Source organism: Burkholderia seminalis (assembly GCF_001718535.1).
GTDB classification, from domain to species: domain Bacteria; phylum Pseudomonadota; class Gammaproteobacteria; order Burkholderiales; family Burkholderiaceae; genus Burkholderia; species Burkholderia seminalis.
Genome location: NZ_CP013400.1, coordinates 2577304 through 2596724, shown reverse-complemented (window position 1 = coordinate 2596724; position 19421 = coordinate 2577304). Strand labels below are relative to the sequence as shown.

15 protein-coding genes and 1 pseudogene are annotated in these 19421 nt (G+C 66.6%); 8 read left to right on the top strand and 8 right to left on the bottom strand.

What is annotated here, in order from left to right:
* Positions 1-864: 864 nt before the first annotated feature.
* From WJ12_RS32115 to WJ12_RS32095, 5 genes are all read right to left on the bottom strand, one after another.
* Entirely contained in the window at positions 865-1203 is a 339-nt protein-coding gene (locus WJ12_RS32115; protein WP_034185996.1) for a hypothetical protein, read from the bottom strand.
* Between the two features lie 318 nt (positions 1204-1521).
* Positions 1522-2424: a hypothetical protein gene (locus tag WJ12_RS32110; protein WP_034185997.1), complete on the bottom strand. Its 903-nt coding sequence runs from the start codon at positions 2422-2424 to the stop codon at positions 1522-1524.
* Between the two features lie 95 nt (positions 2425-2519).
* Positions 2520-2738 (bottom strand): hypothetical protein, encoded by a 219-nt coding sequence (locus tag WJ12_RS32105; RefSeq protein ID WP_006480563.1) that lies wholly within the window; start codon positions 2736-2738, stop codon positions 2520-2522.
* 238 nt (positions 2739-2976) lie between these two features.
* Positions 2977-3627 (bottom strand): NADPH-dependent FMN reductase, encoded by a 651-nt coding sequence (locus WJ12_RS32100; protein WP_034185998.1) that lies wholly within the window; start codon positions 3625-3627, stop codon positions 2977-2979.
* 318 nt (positions 3628-3945) lie between these two features.
* The gene (locus WJ12_RS32095; RefSeq protein WP_049028850.1) at positions 3946-4251 is read right to left on the bottom strand and encodes an NIPSNAP family protein; all 306 of its coding nucleotides are present in this window, start codon (positions 4249-4251) and stop codon (positions 3946-3948) included.
* Between the two features lie 281 nt (positions 4252-4532).
* Between WJ12_RS32095 and WJ12_RS32090 the strand changes: the two genes are divergently transcribed.
* Positions 4533-5321 carry a GNAT family N-acetyltransferase gene (locus WJ12_RS32090; protein WP_059556978.1) on the top strand — a complete coding sequence of 263 codons (789 nt, stop codon included), beginning with the start codon at positions 4533-4535 and terminating at the stop codon, positions 5319-5321.
* Positions 5322-5807: 486 nt separating this feature from the next.
* Here the strand turns inward: WJ12_RS32090 and WJ12_RS32085 are convergent, their stop codons facing one another.
* From WJ12_RS32085 to WJ12_RS32075, 3 genes are all read right to left on the bottom strand, one after another.
* The gene (locus WJ12_RS32085; RefSeq protein WP_082744652.1) at positions 5808-6461 is read right to left on the bottom strand and encodes a lytic transglycosylase domain-containing protein; all 654 of its coding nucleotides are present in this window, start codon (positions 6459-6461) and stop codon (positions 5808-5810) included.
* 104 nt (positions 6462-6565) lie between these two features.
* Entirely contained in the window at positions 6566-7921 is a 1356-nt protein-coding gene (locus WJ12_RS32080; RefSeq protein ID WP_059556945.1) for a DUF3999 domain-containing protein, read from the bottom strand.
* Positions 7918-11298, bottom strand: coding sequence for a DUF2339 domain-containing protein (locus tag WJ12_RS32075; protein ID WP_059556944.1), 3381 nt, complete (start codon positions 11296-11298; stop codon positions 7918-7920). Before WJ12_RS32075 ends, WJ12_RS32080 begins: the two co-directional genes overlap by 4 nt.
* Positions 11299-11793: 495 nt before the next feature.
* On the opposite strand from WJ12_RS32075, the pseudogene WJ12_RS32070 reads away from it, so the two are divergent.
* The 7 genes and pseudogenes from WJ12_RS32070 to WJ12_RS36205 form a co-directional block, all read left to right on the top strand.
* A pseudogene (locus WJ12_RS32070) lies at positions 11794-13085 on the top strand (quaternary amine ABC transporter ATP-binding protein); the annotation flags it as partial.
* Positions 13078-13974: a choline ABC transporter permease subunit gene (gene choW / locus WJ12_RS32065; RefSeq protein ID WP_034186004.1), complete on the top strand. Its 897-nt coding sequence runs from the start codon at positions 13078-13080 to the stop codon at positions 13972-13974. The pseudogene WJ12_RS32070 and the gene choW, both read left to right, overlap by 8 nt.
* Positions 13975-14082: 108 nt before the next feature.
* Positions 14083-15081: a GlxA family transcriptional regulator gene (locus tag WJ12_RS32060; RefSeq protein ID WP_059556943.1), complete on the top strand. Its 999-nt coding sequence runs from the start codon at positions 14083-14085 to the stop codon at positions 15079-15081.
* A gap of 110 nt (positions 15082-15191) precedes the next feature.
* Positions 15192-16139: a choline ABC transporter substrate-binding protein gene (locus tag WJ12_RS32055; RefSeq protein WP_034186006.1), complete on the top strand. Its 948-nt coding sequence runs from the start codon at positions 15192-15194 to the stop codon at positions 16137-16139.
* A 586-nt stretch (positions 16140-16725) separates the two neighbouring features.
* Complete coding sequence (locus WJ12_RS32050; RefSeq protein ID WP_167361906.1) at positions 16726-17763, top strand: fimbrial protein; 1038 nt, start codon at positions 16726-16728, stop codon at positions 17761-17763.
* A gap of 64 nt (positions 17764-17827) precedes the next feature.
* Complete coding sequence (locus tag WJ12_RS35590; protein WP_049035325.1) at positions 17828-18010, top strand: hypothetical protein; 183 nt, start codon at positions 17828-17830, stop codon at positions 18008-18010.
* Positions 18011-18217: 207 nt separating this feature from the next.
* Positions 18218-19420: an HlyD family secretion protein gene (locus WJ12_RS36205; protein WP_226103929.1), complete on the top strand. Its 1203-nt coding sequence runs from the start codon at positions 18218-18220 to the stop codon at positions 19418-19420.
* Position 19421: the final 1 nt, after the last annotated feature.

The window sequence follows — 19421 nt, the reverse complement described above, 5'->3', positions numbered from 1 at the left end:
AGTTAAAAGATGGTTAATGAACCGCGTTTCCGTGTGTCAATGAAGAATGATTTTGAAAGATACAAGAATGTGTCTCGTTGGGTTCTGGCTTGCTTGGGGTTATCATTATTTTTGTATGAAAATCATGTACTTACACTTGTTGTGTGGGCTGGGTTACACAAGCGAACGCCTCAAAAGTAAGACAAATGAAATAGCAAACGTTTGCGCATCGGCAAATTCTGTCAGAAATGTAAGGTTGATTTGCCGGCCGATGGATAATGTCTTTGAAATCTTGTTAACCTGTTAATTTGAGATTTATCTCAAATTTATTTTTATTTTAATTGATTTAGTGAAAATAGATTTAATTGAAAATATTGAATATCCGACTGTGCTGAATTGCGCATCCTGGCCGACGCCGGTGCCCGTCTGACGGGCGTTCCGGGCCGGCAGGTTCGCCAAAGTTGTAAAAAAGTGCTACGGAGCAATTGATCAGCGCCCAAGCATTCTTTTTCGGATTTGTCCTATTGACGATATCGGCGTGTAAGTGGAGCGGGATGGGCGGGACAATCGGCGGGAGGCCGCCCTGTGGCGGTCTCCTGTCGGGTAACGACAGATTGTTGAACGCGCCGGCAGGGCATGTCGGCAGGGCCCCCAAATTGTCAGATCAGGGGTGACAATTGGCCCGTGTGCCGCATAAAAAAGGGCGGGTACACCTGTGTCGGGGACGCGACATATGGCGGCTACGCGCGCTCGACGCGTCGAAGCTTCAAACCGACAACTGCTGGCCAAGGCGGAACAACGCGGGTTCGATGCCGTGCCCCGTCCCGGAAGCACGGGCGATCCTTTGTGTCTACATGCCGACTTGCCGGACGAGCGCGGCCGCCGTCACGGTCTCACTGCGGGCGTACAGTCGATGGCCACGGTGGCGGACGGCCCCTGCGTCGCACTCGATCCGGCCAGCGCGGTCAGCAACCCGGCCTGATTGGTCAGGCACTGAACGTTGACCGTATGCGCGTCGATTGGAGTCATCGTGATATTGCGGCCTTGCCACATGAAGACAAGGTTCGTCGACGGGATGTTCAAAGGCGTTGTCGTGCCGGTGGCGGTGCATTGGCCACCGGAGGGCGAACTGCATTGCAACGAGATGGAGGAGCCGGCGGCGAATGTGGTGCCGGCGGCGCCGGCAAGGACGATCCCGGCCACGGCATGGGAAATCGATTTCATTTGGAATCCTGAGTAGTATAGGGGAGGCTTGACGATCCGGCCGCGCCATGGCCTGACTCACGAACCGTCAGCCCTGTCGCGACGCGTGCGGCGACATCCCCGGTACGGCCAGCGCCGGCCTGTCATCGCGCAACATAACGTACGTTGGCGTGACGACGCATGTCAAGAAAATGCAGGGCCTGAAAGCGATTCGGTCGTAGCGGTAGCGAGTGCCGGCCGAGGGGCGGCATTTGCGAACCTCGAGCGTGCCTGTGACGGTGTTCCGCAGACGCGGCGATCGCCGGTTGCCGGACCCGGCAACCGGGCAATCCTCCGGTCTTACTTCTTCAGAAACCGCAGCGCGAACCGCGCCATGCGCGGCACGAACATCGGGCGCAGCAGGCGCTCGTCGTACCCGGCCATCCGCCGGTCGTTCTCGGCCAGACACAGCTCGATCAGCTCGCGCGGGTTCAGCGCGTCGCCGATATCCGCGGTGCCGGTCGCCGGGAAGTTCGCGTCGCGCGCGGCGCCATTCGCATCGATGCCGCGCGCGATGTTCATGCGGTCGCGAATCAATTGCACCCACACCGCCGCGACACGCGCGAAGAACCACGGCCGGCGCCACCACGGCATCGTGCGCCAGTACCACGCATACCAGTTCACGAAGAACAGGATATGGCGGCCTTCTTCCTGGATCACGGGCTCGAAGGTGTCGACGAGCTCGGGCGGGAAATAACCGGAGCGCTGCGCGGAGCGGAACAGGCCGAATGCGAAGAAGCTGTCGATGCATTCGCTGAAGCCCGTCATCATCCACGACCATTCGGGATCGGTCGGCGCCGGGTAGGGCGGCTCCGGCGCGAGCCGGATGCCGTAAGCCTCGACGAGCTTCGACAGCACGACCTTGTGGCGGGCTTCCTCGTTGCCGTCCATCTCGAGCGCGCGGCGCAGCAGCGGATCGCCGACCGTCGCCGCGTAGGTCGCGACGCGGATCGACGCACGGCCTTCGGTTTGCACCGCGATGTCCCAGATCGGCAGCGACGTGAGCCGCCGAAGTTCGTCGGGCTTGAGCGGCGGCCAGTCGATCACGGCCGGCTTGTACGGATTGTGTGTGTCGAGCAGCATGCGGCAGAACATCTGCATGTGCGCATCGGAACCGATCCGGACCGGACCTTGCCTCTCGAAGGTCCAGTTGCGCATTGCGTGATCTGCGGCTGCGTGCTCTTCCTGCAGCGTGTCACTCATGGCTATTGTTATGCGATTGCGGATCGAAAGATTCTTGCACAGCTTCCGTAATCGCGTATTTTCGAGTGGCCATGTGCACGCCGGCCCGGCGGACGTCACGCGTTGGTGTCGACCCAGAGGCGGCCCCAGCGCGACGCATAGGCGAGCGCGTGCTCCTCCTCGAAGAAGAAATCGATTGCATCGAACGACACGGAGCGCGGCGACGGCCCGCCGCTCGCCCGCTCGATCGTCAGGTTGGCGGCGAACAGCCCGTTCGGCAACCGGGCAGCGGCGGGAGCGACTTCATAGCCCTTGTAGCGGATCGTACGGTTCATGGCATGCGCGGAGAAAGTTCGGACTTTCAGCGTACGAAAACCTGCCGGCGCCGTGAACCAATCTTTCGGCCAATGCTAATCACGCGGCAGGCCGAATCGTTATCGAGGGGGGACGCGGGGGAAGGGCGACGCAGGGGAGACGACGGCGTGCGCGGCCGGCGGTCGCGCATCGGAAAACGCGCCGCGCGCGCCCGTCGAACCTTGTCGGCCGGGCGCGCGCGATGTAATGCGGCGGAGATTACTGGTTGGCGATCTTCAGCACGGGGGCGAGCGCATCGACCGATGCCGCGTGCGACGCTGCCCGATGCGATGCGAAGGCGAGCGCAAACTCGGCCGCTTGCGCGCCGACCGTCTCGAGCTGCGCGGCGACTTTCGGATCCGAGCAGTCGTCGGCGCTTTCGAAGCGTGTTTCGAGCGTGTTCACGGTCGCGCCGAACGGCGTCGGCCAGCCGCGCAGCGCATGGACGATCGACCGCACCGACGTGAGCACGGTGCCGGCCGCCTGCCAGCCGTAAGCGGTGACGATCAGGCCGACCGCGCGGCCGTCGAGATAGGGGCGTTCGTCGGCGCGCAGTTCCTCGAGCGTATCGAGCGCGTTCTTCACGAGACCGGAGACGCCGCCGTGATAGCCGGGCGTCGCGATGATGATCGCGTCGGCCTGGCGCACGGCGTCGATCAGTTCGCGCTGCGCGTCGGTCAGCGTTTTGTGTTCGGGGGCGTAGTGCGGCAGCGTATGCAGGAACGGGCCGTCGAACAGGCGCGTTCGTGCGCCGGCAGCCTGTGCACCGCGCAGCGCGAACGTCAGCGCGCGTTCGGTGGACGACGCGGCTCGGGTGGTGCCGCCGATACCGACGACGAACGGGCGGCGGTGTTGATCGAATGCAGTCAAGGGGCGCTCCTGGGGGATGGCTTGCCCGGCTAAGCACAGGCTTAAAACCAGATGGTAACGACCCCGCCGCCACTCTGAAAACGACTTTTCGTTCTATCGATATGCCGCGCGACGGGGCAAACGTGTGCGAGGCCGCGCAAATCGATAGCAGAAATGCTTGGTTGGGACGGTGCGCCAAGGTCGATAAGATGAATCCGTCTCCTCCATGATGTCTCTACTGACATGGGTTGGCCCCGCCGCGCGGATGCAGGCGGGGCTTTTTTTTGGTTCATCGAGGATGGCCGGAAAACGGGGCGCGATGCTTTCGGTCGTGACGCGTTATTCGAATACCGGCCGGAAGAAGCTGCGCTCATAGCGGACGATGCAGCGCGTTTCCTCCGCGTAGCGGAACGCGGCCTGGCAGGCCGGATCCTCCATCGAGCGTTCACGGTAGCGCTCGTATTCGGCGAGACTCGGGAACGAGAACATCGCGAGCGCGATGTCGTTCGCGCCTTCGGACGGCAGGAAGTAGCCGTGATGCGTGCCGCCGAACTTTTCGACGAGCGGAATCCACATCTTGCCGTAGGTTTCGAACTCGGCGAGCTTGTACGGATCGATGACGTAGCGAAGGAAGCAGGTGACCATGAACACTCGCATTGCGGTATGGGAGCAGCGAGTCTGGAGCGCGTCGCCGCACGTGTCAACGGCATGCGTGCCCGGCAGCGATATCGCCGCGTGACGGGGTGCTTGCGCGAACAACGATCGGTGTGATTTCAGGGGTTTGCAACGACACGTGCGGTGTTGCGGGACGTACCGTTTTCATCGCGTCCACCACGCCCGCTTCCCCAAACTTTTACGACATTTTTTCTTGCGACAGCGGCTGGCGCGCTCATAGACTTCGGGCATCCCCATCACGGAGCATGGCCATGTCGATACCCTGGAATGCGATCGCCGAACGTCCTTCCGTCGCGCCGCCTTTCGTGAGCGCCGACCGGGTGGTCGTACGGCGTTTCGATCCGGCATTCGACAGCTATGCGCAACTCACGCCGATGCTGCATCGGGCCTTCGCGCGGCTCGGCGCGATGGGGCTGAACTGCACGTGCGTCGAGCAGGACGAGGACGTCACGCGCCGCCGCGCGGAAGCCGGCGAGTGCTACGTCGCCGTCCGTGGCGGGCGCGTCGTCGGCACCGCGACGCTGTATGCGACCGATCCGTCCTCGGCATGCTCGCTATACCGGCGCGAAGGCGTCGCGAGCGTGCGCCAGGTGGCGGTGGACCCCGATTGTCAAAGCCGCGGGATCGGCGCGTTGCTGCTGTCGTTCGCGGAGCAGTGGGCCGCGTTGCGCGGCTACACGCTGCTCGCACTGGATACGCCGCATCCCGCCGCGCACTTGCTGGCGTTCTACGGCGCGCAGGGCTTCGAGGTCGTCGACGTGATGCGTTTTGCCGGCAAGCGCTACGACAGCGCGATTCTCTGCAAGCGGCCCGTCGCGCACGTTGCGCGGCGTGTGTCGCCGGTGTCGCGGCTGGCCGCACGGGTCGCGGCCGTGCGGCGTCTTGCGTATGGGTTGCCGTCGCGCGTGGCCGCGGTGGCCCGGCGCGATCTGCACGTGCGCCGCGGCGCGGGCTGGGCCGCGCGTCGTGCGGCCGGTGTCGCAAGCTGCCGCTCGTCGCCGTGGCGGCCGCGCCAGCACGGGCGCTACACGTTCGGCTGAGCGCCGCGCCCCGGCTCCCTTTCCGGTTTTTGCCGCGTAGGCGTCACGTGAGCGGAGTGTGGCGCTCCCGCTCGTGTACGGCCCTCGATACACCCCCGCCGCGTCGCGGCGAACGGACGTTTACGCGCTTTTTATGCGCTGGCGTGATCGTTTGCCGCGGTCTTCAAGCGAACCTTCATAAGATGGTCGTATGGAACCCGGACGCAGCTCGTGCGGTTGCACGCAGGCAGCCGTCGCGCGACGCACCGGCAAGAGGACGCCCACCATGCCTCTCGCTCATGTGGCTCATGTGACATGACTCGCGCCGCGTGCGCTGTTCCGCCATCCGGTGATGTTTTGCACGTACGTCGGCAGCATCCCGCCGACGCTTGCTCGAAGCGCCGCGCTGTTCATCCAGGTCGAAGCGCCGGCTGCATTACCGCACAGCGCGAAACACGGCGGGGCCGCGAAGACGCTTTCGGCGCCCCCTGGTGTCGCGCGTCGCGCTCAGGGATTCGCGGCCGTCCGCAGTGCATCGGCCGGGGTGCCGTTCGACCGGCGCAATTGCGCATCGAATTGCTGCACGCGCAGCGCGACGCGCTGCGCATAGCGTTTCGTGCCGCCGTTGTAGCGCACGAGCGCGGTTTCGACGTCGCCGTCCGCATCGTCGAGATAGCCGCGGAAGATCGCCGCACCGATCCGCACGTTGGTTGCCGGATCGGACAGGTCTTTCACATGCGCGACGAGGTCGCGGTGCGCGGCGGGCAGCACCTGCATCAGCCCGCGCGCACCCGCGACGCTGGTCGCGTGGCGATCGAAGCCCGATTCGACCGCGATGATCGCGAGCAGCAGCGCCGGTGCGAGCCCGTAGCGGTCCGATTCGGTCTGCACCGCGCGCGCGATCGTGCAGGCTTCGGCATACGCGACGTGAAAGCGGTTGCGCAGCGCGTTGACGATCGTGTCGAGGGTGGGCGACGCTGACGCGGCGGGCGTGCTGGCGGCGGTCACGGGCACGGCCGGCGCGTCGTCGGCGTGCGCGGGCAGCGCGACCGACAGCGACAGCGCGAACGGGAAAAGCAGCGCAAGCCGTTTCAACGGCAGCGTCGAGCACGGACGCGTGCGCAGTGCCGGCCGGTCGTGCAATGGATAGGTTTCCTGCATGTCGTCGCGTCATGGTTCCGATGCGACGACTGTACGCAGTTACGCGTTGCGACCGTCGAAAGAAACGGGCGTGCCTAATAAACGCTGCATAAAGACGCGCGGCGTCACGCGTCGCGGCCGCGCGAGTCGCCGCCGCCTTTCGCGAGTCGCCACGCGATCGTGCCGAGCACGCCGACCGCGACGACCAGCGCGCCCCACAGCACGAAGCGGCGAGTCGCGTCGGTATCGGCGGGCGCCGGCGCGACCGCCGATACCGGCAGTGCCGCGCCGACCCGTGCGGGCCGCACTTCGGGCGCCATGCCGACCAGCAGCGCCTCGCGGCTCACCGCCGACGACACGAGCGACGCGTCGCCGACACCGAGCGTAAACGGCGGTGTGCCGCGCGCGACGAAGGTCAGCGCGGCCGGATGCCAGCCGATCGCGACGGCCGGCTGCCCGCCGCCGAACCCGCCGTTACGCATGTCGACGACGATCCGCCATGCACGATCCGTATTCGCCGCGAACTCGAGCGGCGGATTGCGCTGCTCGCCGGCCTTGCCCTGCAGCCGGAACAGCACGGCGCCCGCGACGTCGCGCCACGGCACCTGCGCGTCGGAGCGGCTCTGCAACGTCGCGCGCGCAACCGTATTCGGTTGCGGCAGGTCGATGCGCACGCGATCGACCGGATAGGCGCCATCGGTGTCGAACAGATACTCGCCGGCCGTACCGCCGGCACGCACGCGCACGGCGTTGCGCCATTGGCGCGGCACGGACGCGGTATCGGTTCCGCGAGCGTCACGCGGATGCGTCTCGACGTCGATCGACGCGATCGCGGGTGCGTCGTCGAGCCAGTCCAGCCGCAGGTAGCGGGGCGCCGCGCCTTCGAGTGCGATACGCTCCTGCACCAGCATGTCGTCGCCGTGGCCGACTTTCAGCAGTTGCGTGCTGCCGAGCGACCGCCAGCTGCGCAGGTCGTCGCTCGCTTCGATCGCGACACGTCCCTGGTAGCGGTCGTCGCCCACATGCACGAGCAGCGCGTCGATGGTGCCGTCCGTATGCGACAGGTCGACGAGATCGGCGCCATGTTTCGTGCGCGCCGGCGCGGTGCTTGCCGCGCGCAGCGCGCCGTCCGGGCCGACCGTCACGCCGAGCGGCGCGCCGCCGTTGTCGGTGCGGGCCGGCGGCAGCGGAAACCAGTGCACCGGCGTGCGCGTCGGTGGTACCGCGAGCGCGGCCGCGATGGGGGCGTCGAGCGAATACGGCACCGGTTCGCCCGCGCCGTTGAAGATGCGCACGTCGCCGAGATCGTCGCGCCGGCTCGCCGCATACACGAGCTGCGGCACGGTGAGCTGGTAATACGCGGCGCTGCCGTCGAGGTCGAGCGCGAAGCGTTGTGTCACGCGTGCGACGTCCGGCATGCCGTCGGCCGCCGCGAACGACGCGAGCAGGCTCAGTCCGAGCAGGGCGGCGAGTCGCTTCATGGCTGCTCGTCCTGTTGTGTGGCGGCTTTCGGCGGCAGCGGCGAGAAATAGCCGATCAACAGCAGCAGCACGCCGATGCCGATGAACGACACGATGCGCTCGATGCCGGTCACGTGCGACAGGTCGAACAGGAACAGCTTGATGACCGTGAGCGCGAGCAGCGCGGCGCCGACGAACCACAGCGGACGCAGCCCGCGGCGCGTGGCCCAGATCGCGATCGCGAGCGCGCAGAGCGTCCAGTACACGGATACCGAGGCCTGCACGAGCGTCGATTCCGCCATCGCGCCGAATTCGTACGGCACGCCTGCCCAGTGATGCAGCGTGCGCAGCAGGATCGCGTTCAGCCACAGGAACGCGGTGGCGCCGGCCGCGCTCAGCAGCGCGACGCGATACTTGCCGAACGACCCGCCGAGCTTGCGCGCGCGGATGAACCACGACGCGGCGAGCGCATAGACGACTGCTAGCACGAGATCGAGCGGGTTGAAGAGCGGCACGCGCGCCCAGCTTCCGCCGTCCTGCGTGAAGTTCGCATAGAAGGTCCACATCCACATCACGACGATCAGCGGCAGCGACGCGAATGCGCAGATACGGGCGATGCCGTCGCGGCGCGTCAGCCACATCCCGGCGAACGCAAACAGGCTCCAGCCGACCATGAACACCTGCTGGATGCCGAACGACGACAGCACGGTGTCGAGGTCGTAACCGGTGTGGAAGCGGTGATGCAGCGTGCGCAGCATCAGCGCGTTGAACCACAGGAACACGGTCGCGATCGCCGCATAGTCGACCACGCGCGGATGCCACGCGATGCCGAGCGCTTTCAGGCGGCGCAGCCACGCGGCGAACGCGACGAAGACGAGACACTGCGCGATGTCGAGCGGATTGAGCAGCGGCAGCCAGAAGAGGGGGGCCGCGCTGCCGTCGCTGACCGTGCTCGCGATGCTCCATAACCACAGCAGCGCGGCGAGCGGCGCGGCGCCCCACACCTGGTACGCGCGCGGGAACGCCGCGACCGGCCAGCGCAGCCGCGCGCCGGGGCCCGACACGAGCAGGAGCAGCGCGCCGAAGCCGTATGCCCATGCGCTCCAGCTCCATGCGCCTTCGGGGACGAACGCGCGCAGGCGCCAGAAGCCTTCGAGCGACAGCAGCCCGCACAGGGTCCAGAACATCAGCGTATGCAGCGGCGCGACGATGCCGGCGGCAATCGATGGCACCGTGCCGCTCCCGGCATCGGCGCGAGCCGGGCCGCGCGCCTGCCGCCACAGCAATGCAAGCCCCGCGCCGACGGCAACGGGCCACGCGAATGCGCCGATACCCGACAGCGGGGCTTCATGCGCATCGAACGCGCGCAGCGCGAGCAGCGCCAGCACCGGCGTGAGCGCGAGCGCGGGCCATTCGGCGAGCGGCCACGCGAGCTTGCGGCGCGCGACGTGCGCGAGCCACGCGGTGCCGGCCGCGAACAGCGCGGTCGTGTCGACGACGAAGCGGTCGGCATGCAGATCGACGTGGCGGCTTGCATGGACGAGGATCTCGTGCAGCCCGCCGCTGACCCACCACAGCAGCCCCCATGCAGCGGCCGCGACGCCGATTTCCGGCATCCACGCGTGCCACGCGCGCGCTTCGTCGCGCCCGTGCAGCCACCAGCCGGTGAACAGCCCGGCGAGCGCGATCAGCAGCATCGCGATGTACGGGCTGTTGAGCACCGGCAGCGCGGTGGCGTCGGCCGGCCCGAGCAGGCTCGTGAAGAACGCGCCGGCCGCGGCGATCTGCATCAACAACCCGAAGCCGAACGGCAGCAGACGCTTCTGGCGCACGCCGAGCCACACGATGGCCGCGCCTTCGATCGCCCACGCGGCGCTCGTTGTCGGCCCCGAAAACGCGAGCGGCACGGCCAGCGTCGCGAAGATCACCGCGAGCGCGAGCATCGATTCGAACAGCAGCCCGAGGCGGTCGCGGCGCCGCGCGAGCCAGGCCGCGACCGCAACGTAGAACGCCGACAGCGCGACCGCGCTCCATGCGAGCCCGAACGGCATGCCTTTCACGAGCGACGCCTGCAGCGCGGTCGCGACGATCGGCGTGCCGAACACGAGCGTGCCGTCCACGTAGTGCCGCAACGCGATTTCGCGTTTCAGCGCATACAGCAGCGCGATGCCGACATACATCAGGAAGAACAGGATCAGGAACGGTTCGGTGCTCGCGAACAGCGCGGGACGGTAGGCCGTCACGCCCCAGGCCGAGCCGATCGTGAACGTGAAGACGAAGCCGAGCAGGTTCAGCGGACGCCATGCCTTGAACCACGCGATCGCGAAGATGCCCGCGTTCAGCAGCGCGTAGTAGCTGAACAGCGCGACGTGGTTGCCCTGGCCCGTCGACAGCAGCACCGGTGCGAGGAAGCCGCCCGCGCTGCCCATGAACGCGAGCGGCAGCGCGTTCTGCCGCACCGCGAGGAACGCGCTCAGCGCGCAGACCGCGACCATCAGCGGAAACGCGGCGCCGACCGGAAGCAGCGCGTAAAGCTTGGTCGCGGCGAAGATCGTCAGGTACAGGATGCCGATGCCGCCGCCTTGCAGCACGAGGCCGTACGCGGCGCGGCGTGCGCGCACGCGCCAGCCGATCGCGAGCAACGCGGCCGCGGCGAGCGCGGTGCCCGCGAGGCGGAATTCGATCGGCAGCATGTTGTTGTCGGCCGCGTACTTGAGCAGGAACGCGACGCCGAAGAACAGCACGATGATGCCGACGCGCACGACCGTGTTGCCGCCGAGCAGCCAGTCGCGCGCGGCGCCGAATGCGCGGTCGACGAGGCCGGGTTCGCGCGGCGCGGGCGGGGCAGGGCGGGCGGGTGCGGCGGCGGGACTTGCCGTCGGGCCGACGGGAGCCGACGCGGGTACGGCCGGACGCGCCGCGGTGGCCGGCGCGGGCGTCGCGGCAGGCGCCGGGATCGAGGCGGCGGCCGATGTGTCTGCTCGTGCGGCGGCAGGTTGTGCGGACTGTACCGGCGGTGGCGGGACGGGCGTCGACGGCGGCGCGGTTGCCGCACCGGCCGGCACCGTTTGCGCGACGTTTCCGGCGGTCGCCGCACCAGCCTTCGCGCCGGCCAGTTGGGCGCGCAGCGAGTCGAGTTCGCGCGTGAGCGTGTCGACGGTCGCCTCGAGGCGCGCGACGCGATCGGCGAGCGGCAAGGGCGCGGAGGGCGATGTCGCGGACAGCGCGAACGCATCCCGAGCGGCGGGCGTGTTCCTGGGATGGCGTTGCTGAAGTGCGCGACCGATGGCGAACCCGGCGGCGGCTCCGAGCAGCGCACCGCTCGCGGCCGAGAAATCCCCGATCAAGGCGGCGATGCCGCCCACGACGAAACCGATTACGGCGAATGCCCAGTTCAACGCCTTGCTCCCTCTCGCTATCGTTATCGTCCTTCGATCGCGGATCGCACCGGATCGAGGCGGTTTCAGCACGGCCGGCAGGCGAACCGGCAGGCGCGTGCCGCGTGGGTGGCCTCTCGTGCGAAAGGCCCGCGGCGACGTCGCGCTCAACGTGCTTGCGGGGAATGTAACACAGCGGACCGTCGCGGATTTCCGGGGTGGGCGCGGTATCGCGGCGTGCGCCGTCCGGTGTCGTCGCGCGGCTTTTTGCACGGTCATGCTTTTTACCGGTGAATGCGATGGGTGTTTTCGTCTGAACAGAGCGCCGCCGGATCGGACGCGGATTTGTCGCAAAGCGACGCGCGGCCGAGGCGCGTTGGCGCAAAAACTCATGCGATGCGTGCCGCGCTGCTGCGCACAAGTCCGGCGGGGGATGCCCGTCGTTGCTGGGTGTGCGCGTATTGCACCGCCGCAATCGGGTGCCGCCGCGCGGCGCGGCCCGCCAGGCGGGGCTGGAGGGTGTGTCGTATTTGCGCAAGCGTTTGTCGTAATTCGTCGGCAGGTCGGGGTTTTTTCTGGCAACTATGTAGGCACGCTATGACAAGCGCGAGTCCCCGCTACACGAGGAGAAGGTTTCGATGGATGCCCCCAAGGTCGTGGTCGAAGGTCTGTGCAAGGTGTTTGGAAGCAACCCGCAGCAGGCGCTCGACATGCTCGCCGCCGGCGCGACGAAAGACGATGTGCTCAAGCGCACCGGTCAGGTCGTCGGCGTGCACAACGTCTCCTTCGATGTGCAGGAAGGCGAAATTTTTGTGCTGATGGGCCTGTCCGGCTCCGGCAAGTCCACGTTGATTCGCCTCGTGAACCGGCTGGTCGATCCAAGCGCCGGCAAGGTGATGATCGACGGGCTCGACGTCGCATCGGCGCGCCGCTCGGCGCTGACCGCGCTGCGCCGCAAGGACATGAGCATGGTGTTCCAGTCGTTCGCGCTGATGCCGCATCGCACCGTGGTGTCGAATGCCGCATTCGGCCTGGAGGTCGCCGGCGTCGGCAAGAAGGAGCGTGAGCGCCGGGCGATGGAAGTGCTCGAGCAGGTCGGCCTCGCGCCGTTCTCGCACAAGCTGCCGTCCGAGCTGTCGGGCGGGATGCAGCAGCGCGTCGGCCTGGCCCGCGCGCTGGCCGTGAACCCGTCGCTGATGATCATGGACGAGGCGTTCTCCGCGCTCGATCCGCTCAAGCGCCGCGAAATGCAGGACGTGTTGCTGCAACTGCAGAAGGAACAGCGCCGCACGATCATGTTCGTGTCGCACGATCTGGAGGAAGCGCTGCGCATCGGCAACCGCATCGCGATCATGGAAGGCGGCCGGCTCGTGCAGGTCGGCACGCCGCAGGACATCATCGCGAACCCGGCCGACGATTACGTCCGCGCGTTCTTCGACGGCATCGACACGAGCCGCTACCTGACGGCCGGCGACCTGATGCAGACGGGCGCCGTGCCGATCGTGTCGAAGTGCGATGCCGCGAACGTCGCGGCGACGCTGAACGGCAGTGCCGACTATGCGTTCGTGCTCGACGCCCAGCGCAAGATCCGCGGCTTCGTCACGCGCGAAGCGATCGGCCAGGACACGCCGTCGGTGCGGCCGATCGAAAGCATCCGGCACGACGCGTCGCTCGAACATGTCGTCGCACGTGTGGTCGCGAGCCCGAATGCGCTGCCCGTCGTGGACGACGACGGCTGCTACTGCGGCTCGGTCGATCGTGCGCTCATCCTGAAAGCCATCACGCGTTCGCGAGGTTCCCATGTCTGAAATGATTCCGCTCGGTACCTGGGTCGACCAGTCCGTTCACTACCTGCTCGACCACGACGCGAAGACGTTCGACGCGATCGGTCAAGCGATCGAGGGGCTCGCCGCATTCGTCGAGCATGGCCTGCAGGCGATCCCGATGTGGCTGATGATGGCGATCTTCATCGGCGTCGGACTGTGGCGGGTGGGCTGGCGCTTCGCGCTGTTCACCACCGCGTCGCTGCTGCTGATCTTTGCCACCGGCTTCTGGGATCAGACCATCATCACGCTCGGCCTCACGCTGTCGTCGACGATCATCAGCCTCGTGCTCGGCATCCCGCTCGGCATCTGGGCCGCGAAGAGCAAGTGGGTCGCCGCGATCGTGCGCCCGATCCTCGACCTGATGCAGACGATGCCGGCCTTCGTCTACCTGATTCCGGCCGCGATGCTGTTCGGTCTCGGCCGCGTGCCGGGGATCCTGTCGACGGTGATCTTCGCGATGCCGCCGGCGGTGCGCCTGACGAGCCTTGGTATCCGCCACGTGAACCGCGAGATCGTCGAAGCCGGCCAGGCCTTCGGTTGCACGCCCTGGCAGCTGCTGTACAAGGTGCAGTTCCCGAACGCGCTGCCGTCGATCATGCAGGGCGTGAACCAGACGATCATGATGGCGCTGTCGATGGTGATCATTGCGTCGATGGTCGGCGCGGGCGGTCTCGGCAACGACGTGCTCGCGAGTATCCAGCGCCTCGACATCGGCCTCGGTTTCGAAAGCGGTCTGTCGGTCGTGCTGCTCGCGATCATTCTCGACCGCATCACCGAAAGCTTCGGCCGTGCGCCGGGCACGGTGAAGGCGCCGCTGTTCGCCGGTCTCAAGCAGCTCTTTCGCGTGAAGACCGCGCCCGCACAGGCCTGATCTCCGGCGGCCGGTACACCCGCCGGCCGCTCACCCTGAACAGATAACGGCTTCCGCGGCCCGAGCCGCGGGGCTGGCCCCCTGCAACCTCCTCGCCAGGAGACCGATGTGACGTCTGCCGTCGCTGTGGCGCCCGCCGCCTGCGTTTCACCGGTTTCGTCCCTCGCCCATTTCGGCTTCCTGACGCTGCCGAACTTCTCGATGATCGCGTTCTCGAGCGCGGTCGAGGTGCTTCGGATGGCGAACTACGTCGGGCGTGCCGACCATTACCAGTGGTCGATCTACTCGCTCGACGGCGCGCCCGCGCATGCCAGCAACGGCATCGCGGTGCGGCCCACGCAGGCGCTCGACTACGAGAACCTGCCCGACGTGATGATCGTGTGCGGCGGCATCCGCATCCGCGACGTGGTCGACGAGGGCGCGCGCGATACGCTCGCGGCGCTTGCCGAGCGCGGGCTGCCGCTCGGCGGCATCTGCACGGGCGCGTACGCGCTGATGTCGAGCGGGCTGCTCGACGGCTATCGCTGCACCGTGCACTGGGAGAACCTGTCCGCGCTGCATTCGGAGTTTCCGCAGGTCGGTTTCGCCGACGAGCTGTTCGTCGTCGACCGCGACCGGCTGACCTGCACGGGCGGCACCGCGCCGCTCGACCTGATGCTGAACCTCGTCGGCATGCGCTTCGGCCAGCAGTTGGCCGCGCAGGTGTCCGAGCAGTTCATCCTGGAGCGCATCCGCAGTTCGACCGACACGCAGCCGATTCCGGTCGATGCGCGCGTCGGCTTCTCGCGCGCGGAGCTGATCGAGGTCGTGCGGCTGATGGAGGCGAACATCGAGGAGCCGCTGTCGCTCGAGGAACTCGCGCGGCTCGTGCGGCTGTCGCAGCGGCACCTGCAGCGGATGTTCAAGGTGTACCTGAACGTGTCGCCGACCCACTATTACCTGACGCTGCGCCTGAAGCGCGCGCGTGACCTGTTGCGCACGACCGACGCGTCGATCGCGCGCGTGACGATGGTCTGCGGCTTTCATTCGCCGTGTCATTTCAGCAAGGCCTACCGTGCGCAGTTCGGCCATGCGCCGAGCTACGAGAGACGGTTGCCGGGGCGCTGAACGGCGCCGCCACGCAACATTCGGTCCGCGACGTCGCCGGGATCGCGGCGCGCGGCTTCAATAAACGATCCCGCATTCAAGCAAACGACATCACTTTGAGGAGAAGCAAGATGAAGCGCCTATTGATCGCAGCGGTGTGCGGAATCGGGGTAACCGCGCCGATGTCGGCCGTTTATGCGGCCGATCCGCCCGTATGCAAGAACGTGCGCTTCGCGGATGTCGGCTGGTCCGACATCGCGGCGACCACGGGCCTCGCGTCGACGATGCTGCAGGGCCTCGGCTACAACCCGACGAAGACGATCGCCTCGGTGCCGATCACGTTCGCCGGGATCAAGAGCAAGCAGATCGACGTGTTCCTCGGCTACTGGTCGCCGACGATGGACCCGATCATCCAGCCGTTCACGAAGGCCGGCACGATCAAGGTGCTGTCGACGCCGAACCTGACCGGCGCGAAATACACGCTCGCGGTGCCCGACTACGTGTACCAGGGCGGCCTGAAGTCGTTCGCGGACATCCAGAAGTACGCGGACAAGCTCAACGGCAAGATCTACGGGATCGAGCCGGGCAACGACGGCAACCTGCTGATCAAGAAGATGATCGACGGCAACAAGTTCGGCCTCGGCAAGTTCAAGATGGTCGAGTCGAGCGAGGCCGGGATGCTGGTCGAGGTGAATCGTGCGATCCGCGACAAGCAGTGGATCGTGTTCCTCGGCTGGGAACCGCATCCGATGAACGTGCAGATGAAGATCGACTACCTGAGCGGCGGAGACGACGTGTTCGGCCCGAACTACGGCGAAGCGAAGGTGCTGACGGCCACGCCGCCCGACTATGCGCAGCGCTGCCCGAACGTCGCGAAGTTCGTGTCGAACCTCCAGTTCACGACGACGATCGAGAACCACGTGATGTTGCCGATCATGAACAAGGAAGACCCGAACAAGGCGGCCGCCGAGTACCTGAAGGCGAACCCGCAGGCGCTCGACAAGTGGCTCGCCGGCGTGACGACGCTCGACGGCAAGCCGGGTCTGCCGGCGGTGAAGGCGTATCTCGGCGTGCATTGAAGGTGGTTTGCAGGTTCGGGCTGCAAGCGCCCGCCTCCGGGAAACCGGGGCGGGCGTTTTTTCGCATGCGCGGCATCGTGACGATCCGGTCCCGCGGCGCCGCTTCCCGCGTCCAGTGACGTTTTGCGAAGCGTCCGGTTGACCGTTACCCGCGTCAAAAAATAAAACACGGCAATCCGCCGATCGACGCGTGTTCCGCCCGCGCACTTTGTCGCGATATTTCTGACTTGTCCGATTGGCTTCGACGTGGCCGGGCACGAGAATAACGCCTAGTTCACAAGGCGGACGGCAACATGACTCGGTCGATGCTTGCGGGCGCCTTGTGCAACCGGCCATGTTCCTGTCGAGGATCGGGTAGCGATTTCGTTTGCAGTCGACCGACGAAGATCGGACGGGCCGCATCTTGTCGTGCGTCGGAAAAGACGCGAAACGACATCTCACGCTGGGCTGCGGCGAACGACATACATGGTCCCTGAATATCTTGGCGAGGCTGACGTGGCAGTGGCGTCGGCGGCTCGCGGAGTCGATCATGCATCGAAGGGGAATTGCAGTGAACGACGAAAGTCGTGGCAACACGCTGAAGCGTATGTCATTTGTCCCGGCGGCGTGCCGCTGCCTGCCCGGCTTCTGCGCCGGCGTGGCGCTGCTGGTGTTTGCATGCCTGCCGTCGCGAGCGATGGCCGCCTGCGAGCTCGGCACGGGCGGCGTCTATCGCGTATCGCTGTCGCTGCCGGCGAGCGTCACGGTGCCGCGCGATGCGCCAGCGGGTACCGTCATCACGAGCGCGCGATACACCTATTCGTTCAATCAGTCGAAGCCGGTCGGCGTCTACTGTACGACGGGGACAACCGTCGAAAACCAGAGCGGATCGGGGGTGCAATCGTCCAACGGCATCATTCCGACAGGTACCCGGGGCATCGGCTACCGGTTGCGCCTCGAAGCGGACGGCTATGCGCCGGACACCGGTTCTTACACCATACCGGTGTCGGTCTTCAATACCGCGTCGCGGTGCGGCTATCCGGCGAGCGGCAAGTGCTACGTCTATCTGGGCACGCCGGTCGTGCTGGAACTCGTCAAGACGGGCGACGTGCCGCCCAACGCGGTGATTGCCGGCGGGCTGCTCTTCACGCAGCGCATCGGCGGTCTGGCCGCGTCGACGGTCACGCTGTCGACGCCGCAGGTGAGCGTCGCATCTCAGAGCTGCACCGTGACGTCGAGCAAAGTGAACGTACGCTTCGGCCGGATCGGCGCGCACATGTTCGGCGGGGTCGGCAGTGCGGCGTCCGCGGTTCCGCTCGGTATCTCGATCGATTGCCGGGGCGTGTCGTCGAGGATTGCGGTGACCTTCACCGACGTCTCGTCGCCGAACAACCGTTCGAATGTGTTGTCGCTGACGAGCGATTCGACCGCGCGCGGCTTCGGCATCCAGATATTGTCCGACGCACGGCCGATCTCGTTCGGCCCCGATTCGTCCGTCGCCGGCAATCCGAACCAGGTCGTGATCGGCACGGTCAGCAACACGATTTACGAAGTGCCGTTCTCGGCGCGCTACATCCGCACGGCGTCGGACATCAAGGCCGGCACGGCCAACGGTCTCGCGACGTTCACGATGTCGTACCAGTGATGTGCAGCGCCCCGTGGCCGCGGCATGGTTGGCCAAATCGTTTTCAACCCAAGGAGCAGGGAAGATGAAAAAAATCGATCGCACGACGCTCGCGCAATCGCAACTGGCGGGAGGTTGCTGCAAGCGGCGGAGCACGCCGACAAAGAACACACGCTCGGCGCCGCAGCCTACCGCCACGCCGCCCACCACGACGCCGCCGACCACGACGCCGCCCACCGGCGGTGGCGGCGTGACGATTCGGCCGTAGCGCTGATTCCCGGCTGTCGCGAACCGGTCGACGGTTCGCGCAGTTCCGCTGCCACTCCGTCGCCGGCATCACGCCGGCGCGTTCATGCACGGCACGTATGCCGCGTGATGCGTCGCACCGGGTTCCGCCCTGCATGCGGCCTGTCGCCGCGAGTCGGTCGGCAGGCTGCCGGGCCGCGCGGGCGGCCCGACATCCGGAACATCGAAATTGGATTGGGAAGCTGGAAAACTGCCGCGCTTCGCGGATGTGTCGTGGCGCTGGATCGCATACTGCGCGTCGGCCATCGTCGGCGCGGGCATTGTCTTTGCATGTGTCCAGGAAATCGAACTCAAGCGGGACGTGCCGTGCGAAATCGTGTCGCCGTTCGATGTCAGGATTACAGGTCATGAGGGGCTCGTGACGGCTGTGTACGTGGCGTCGGCCACCCCGGTGCGAAAAGGGCAGCCGCTGTTCCGGCTGGTACGCGACCTGACGTTGTCCGCCGACGGCCGCCCAAGGCCGGTCTTCGACGAAGCGTCGCGCGACAGGCAGACGGCCGCGACGAACGCGCAATTCGACGATCGCATCGCCGCGCTGCAGGCTCGCATGCAGGCGGCCGGACGCACGGAGGCGGCGCGCATGCGCGAACTCGACGCACTCGGCGATCGGCAGCACCGCTTGCGGCAGATGGCCGACGACGCGCGACGCAGGCTTGCCCGTGTCGAAGGCGCCGCCGACTACGTCATTGCCGATCGCATCGAGCAGGCACGCATCGAGGTCCGTCAGAACGAAGCGGAGATTGCCCAGGGAGATGCCCGGCATCAGGCGCTGCTTGCCGATCTCGAAACCTTGCGCGGTAGCCGCCGCGAACTCGACGCGCAGGTCCGGGAACTGCATGCGCAGCGCGATCGTGAAGTGCAGGACATTCTGGTGCGTTACGAGGCGGCGCGGCGGGACATCACCGTATCGGCGCCGAACGACGGCATCGTGACGTTTTCGGGCCTTGTGCCGGGGAATGCGCTCGCGTCCGACGACGTCGCGCTCGTGATCTCGACCAGCCCGAAACCGTCGCTGTCCGCCGCACTGCGCATTCCGTCGCGGCAACGCGGGTTTGTGCGGGAAGGGCAGACGGTCCGCATCAAGCTCGACGCGTTCCCCTATGCCCGCTTCGGCAGTGTCGCCGCGCGCATCGACTCGATTTCCGGCACGACGATGACCGCGGTCACGGCTTCGTCGCCGTCGTCGGCGCCCACCGGTGCGCGACCGACCGATTACATGGCGTGGGCGACGGTGCGCAGCGCGACGTTCGGCTCGCCCCGCGAGCCGCTGCGGATCCTTCCGGGCATGCATGGCACCGCGAGCGTCGTCGTCGAGCGCCGTTCGATCGCCGAGTGGGTATTCGAACCGCTGTTCCAGATGATCCGGAGTTGAC

Excerpts from the sequence above, each read along its gene's own strand:
- choW (WP_034186004.1), top strand. The coding sequence starts at position 13,078 with ATGTCTGAAATGATTCCGCTCGGTACCTGGGTCGACCAGTCCGTTCAC.
- WJ12_RS32050 (WP_167361906.1), top strand. The coding sequence starts at position 16,726 with ATGTCATTTGTCCCGGCGGCGTGCCGCTGCCTGCCCGGCTTCTGCGCC.
- WJ12_RS32095 (WP_049028850.1), bottom strand. The coding sequence starts at position 4,251 with ATGGTCACCTGCTTCCTTCGCTACGTCATCGATCCGTACAAGCTCGCC.
- WJ12_RS32110 (WP_034185997.1), bottom strand. The coding sequence starts at position 2,424 with ATGAGTGACACGCTGCAGGAAGAGCACGCAGCCGCAGATCACGCAATG.
- WJ12_RS35590 (WP_049035325.1), top strand. The coding sequence starts at position 17,828 with ATGAAAAAAATCGATCGCACGACGCTCGCGCAATCGCAACTGGCGGGA.
- WJ12_RS32085 (WP_082744652.1), bottom strand. The coding sequence starts at position 6,461 with ATGCAGGAAACCTATCCATTGCACGACCGGCCGGCACTGCGCACGCGT.
- WJ12_RS32055 (WP_034186006.1), top strand. The coding sequence starts at position 15,192 with ATGAAGCGCCTATTGATCGCAGCGGTGTGCGGAATCGGGGTAACCGCG.
- WJ12_RS32090 (WP_059556978.1), top strand. The coding sequence starts at position 4,533 with ATGTCGATACCCTGGAATGCGATCGCCGAACGTCCTTCCGTCGCGCCG.
- WJ12_RS32080 (WP_059556945.1), bottom strand. The coding sequence starts at position 7,921 with ATGAAGCGACTCGCCGCCCTGCTCGGACTGAGCCTGCTCGCGTCGTTC.
- WJ12_RS32115 (WP_034185996.1), bottom strand. The coding sequence starts at position 1,203 with ATGAAATCGATTTCCCATGCCGTGGCCGGGATCGTCCTTGCCGGCGCC.
- WJ12_RS32105 (WP_006480563.1), bottom strand. The coding sequence starts at position 2,738 with ATGAACCGTACGATCCGCTACAAGGGCTATGAAGTCGCTCCCGCCGCT.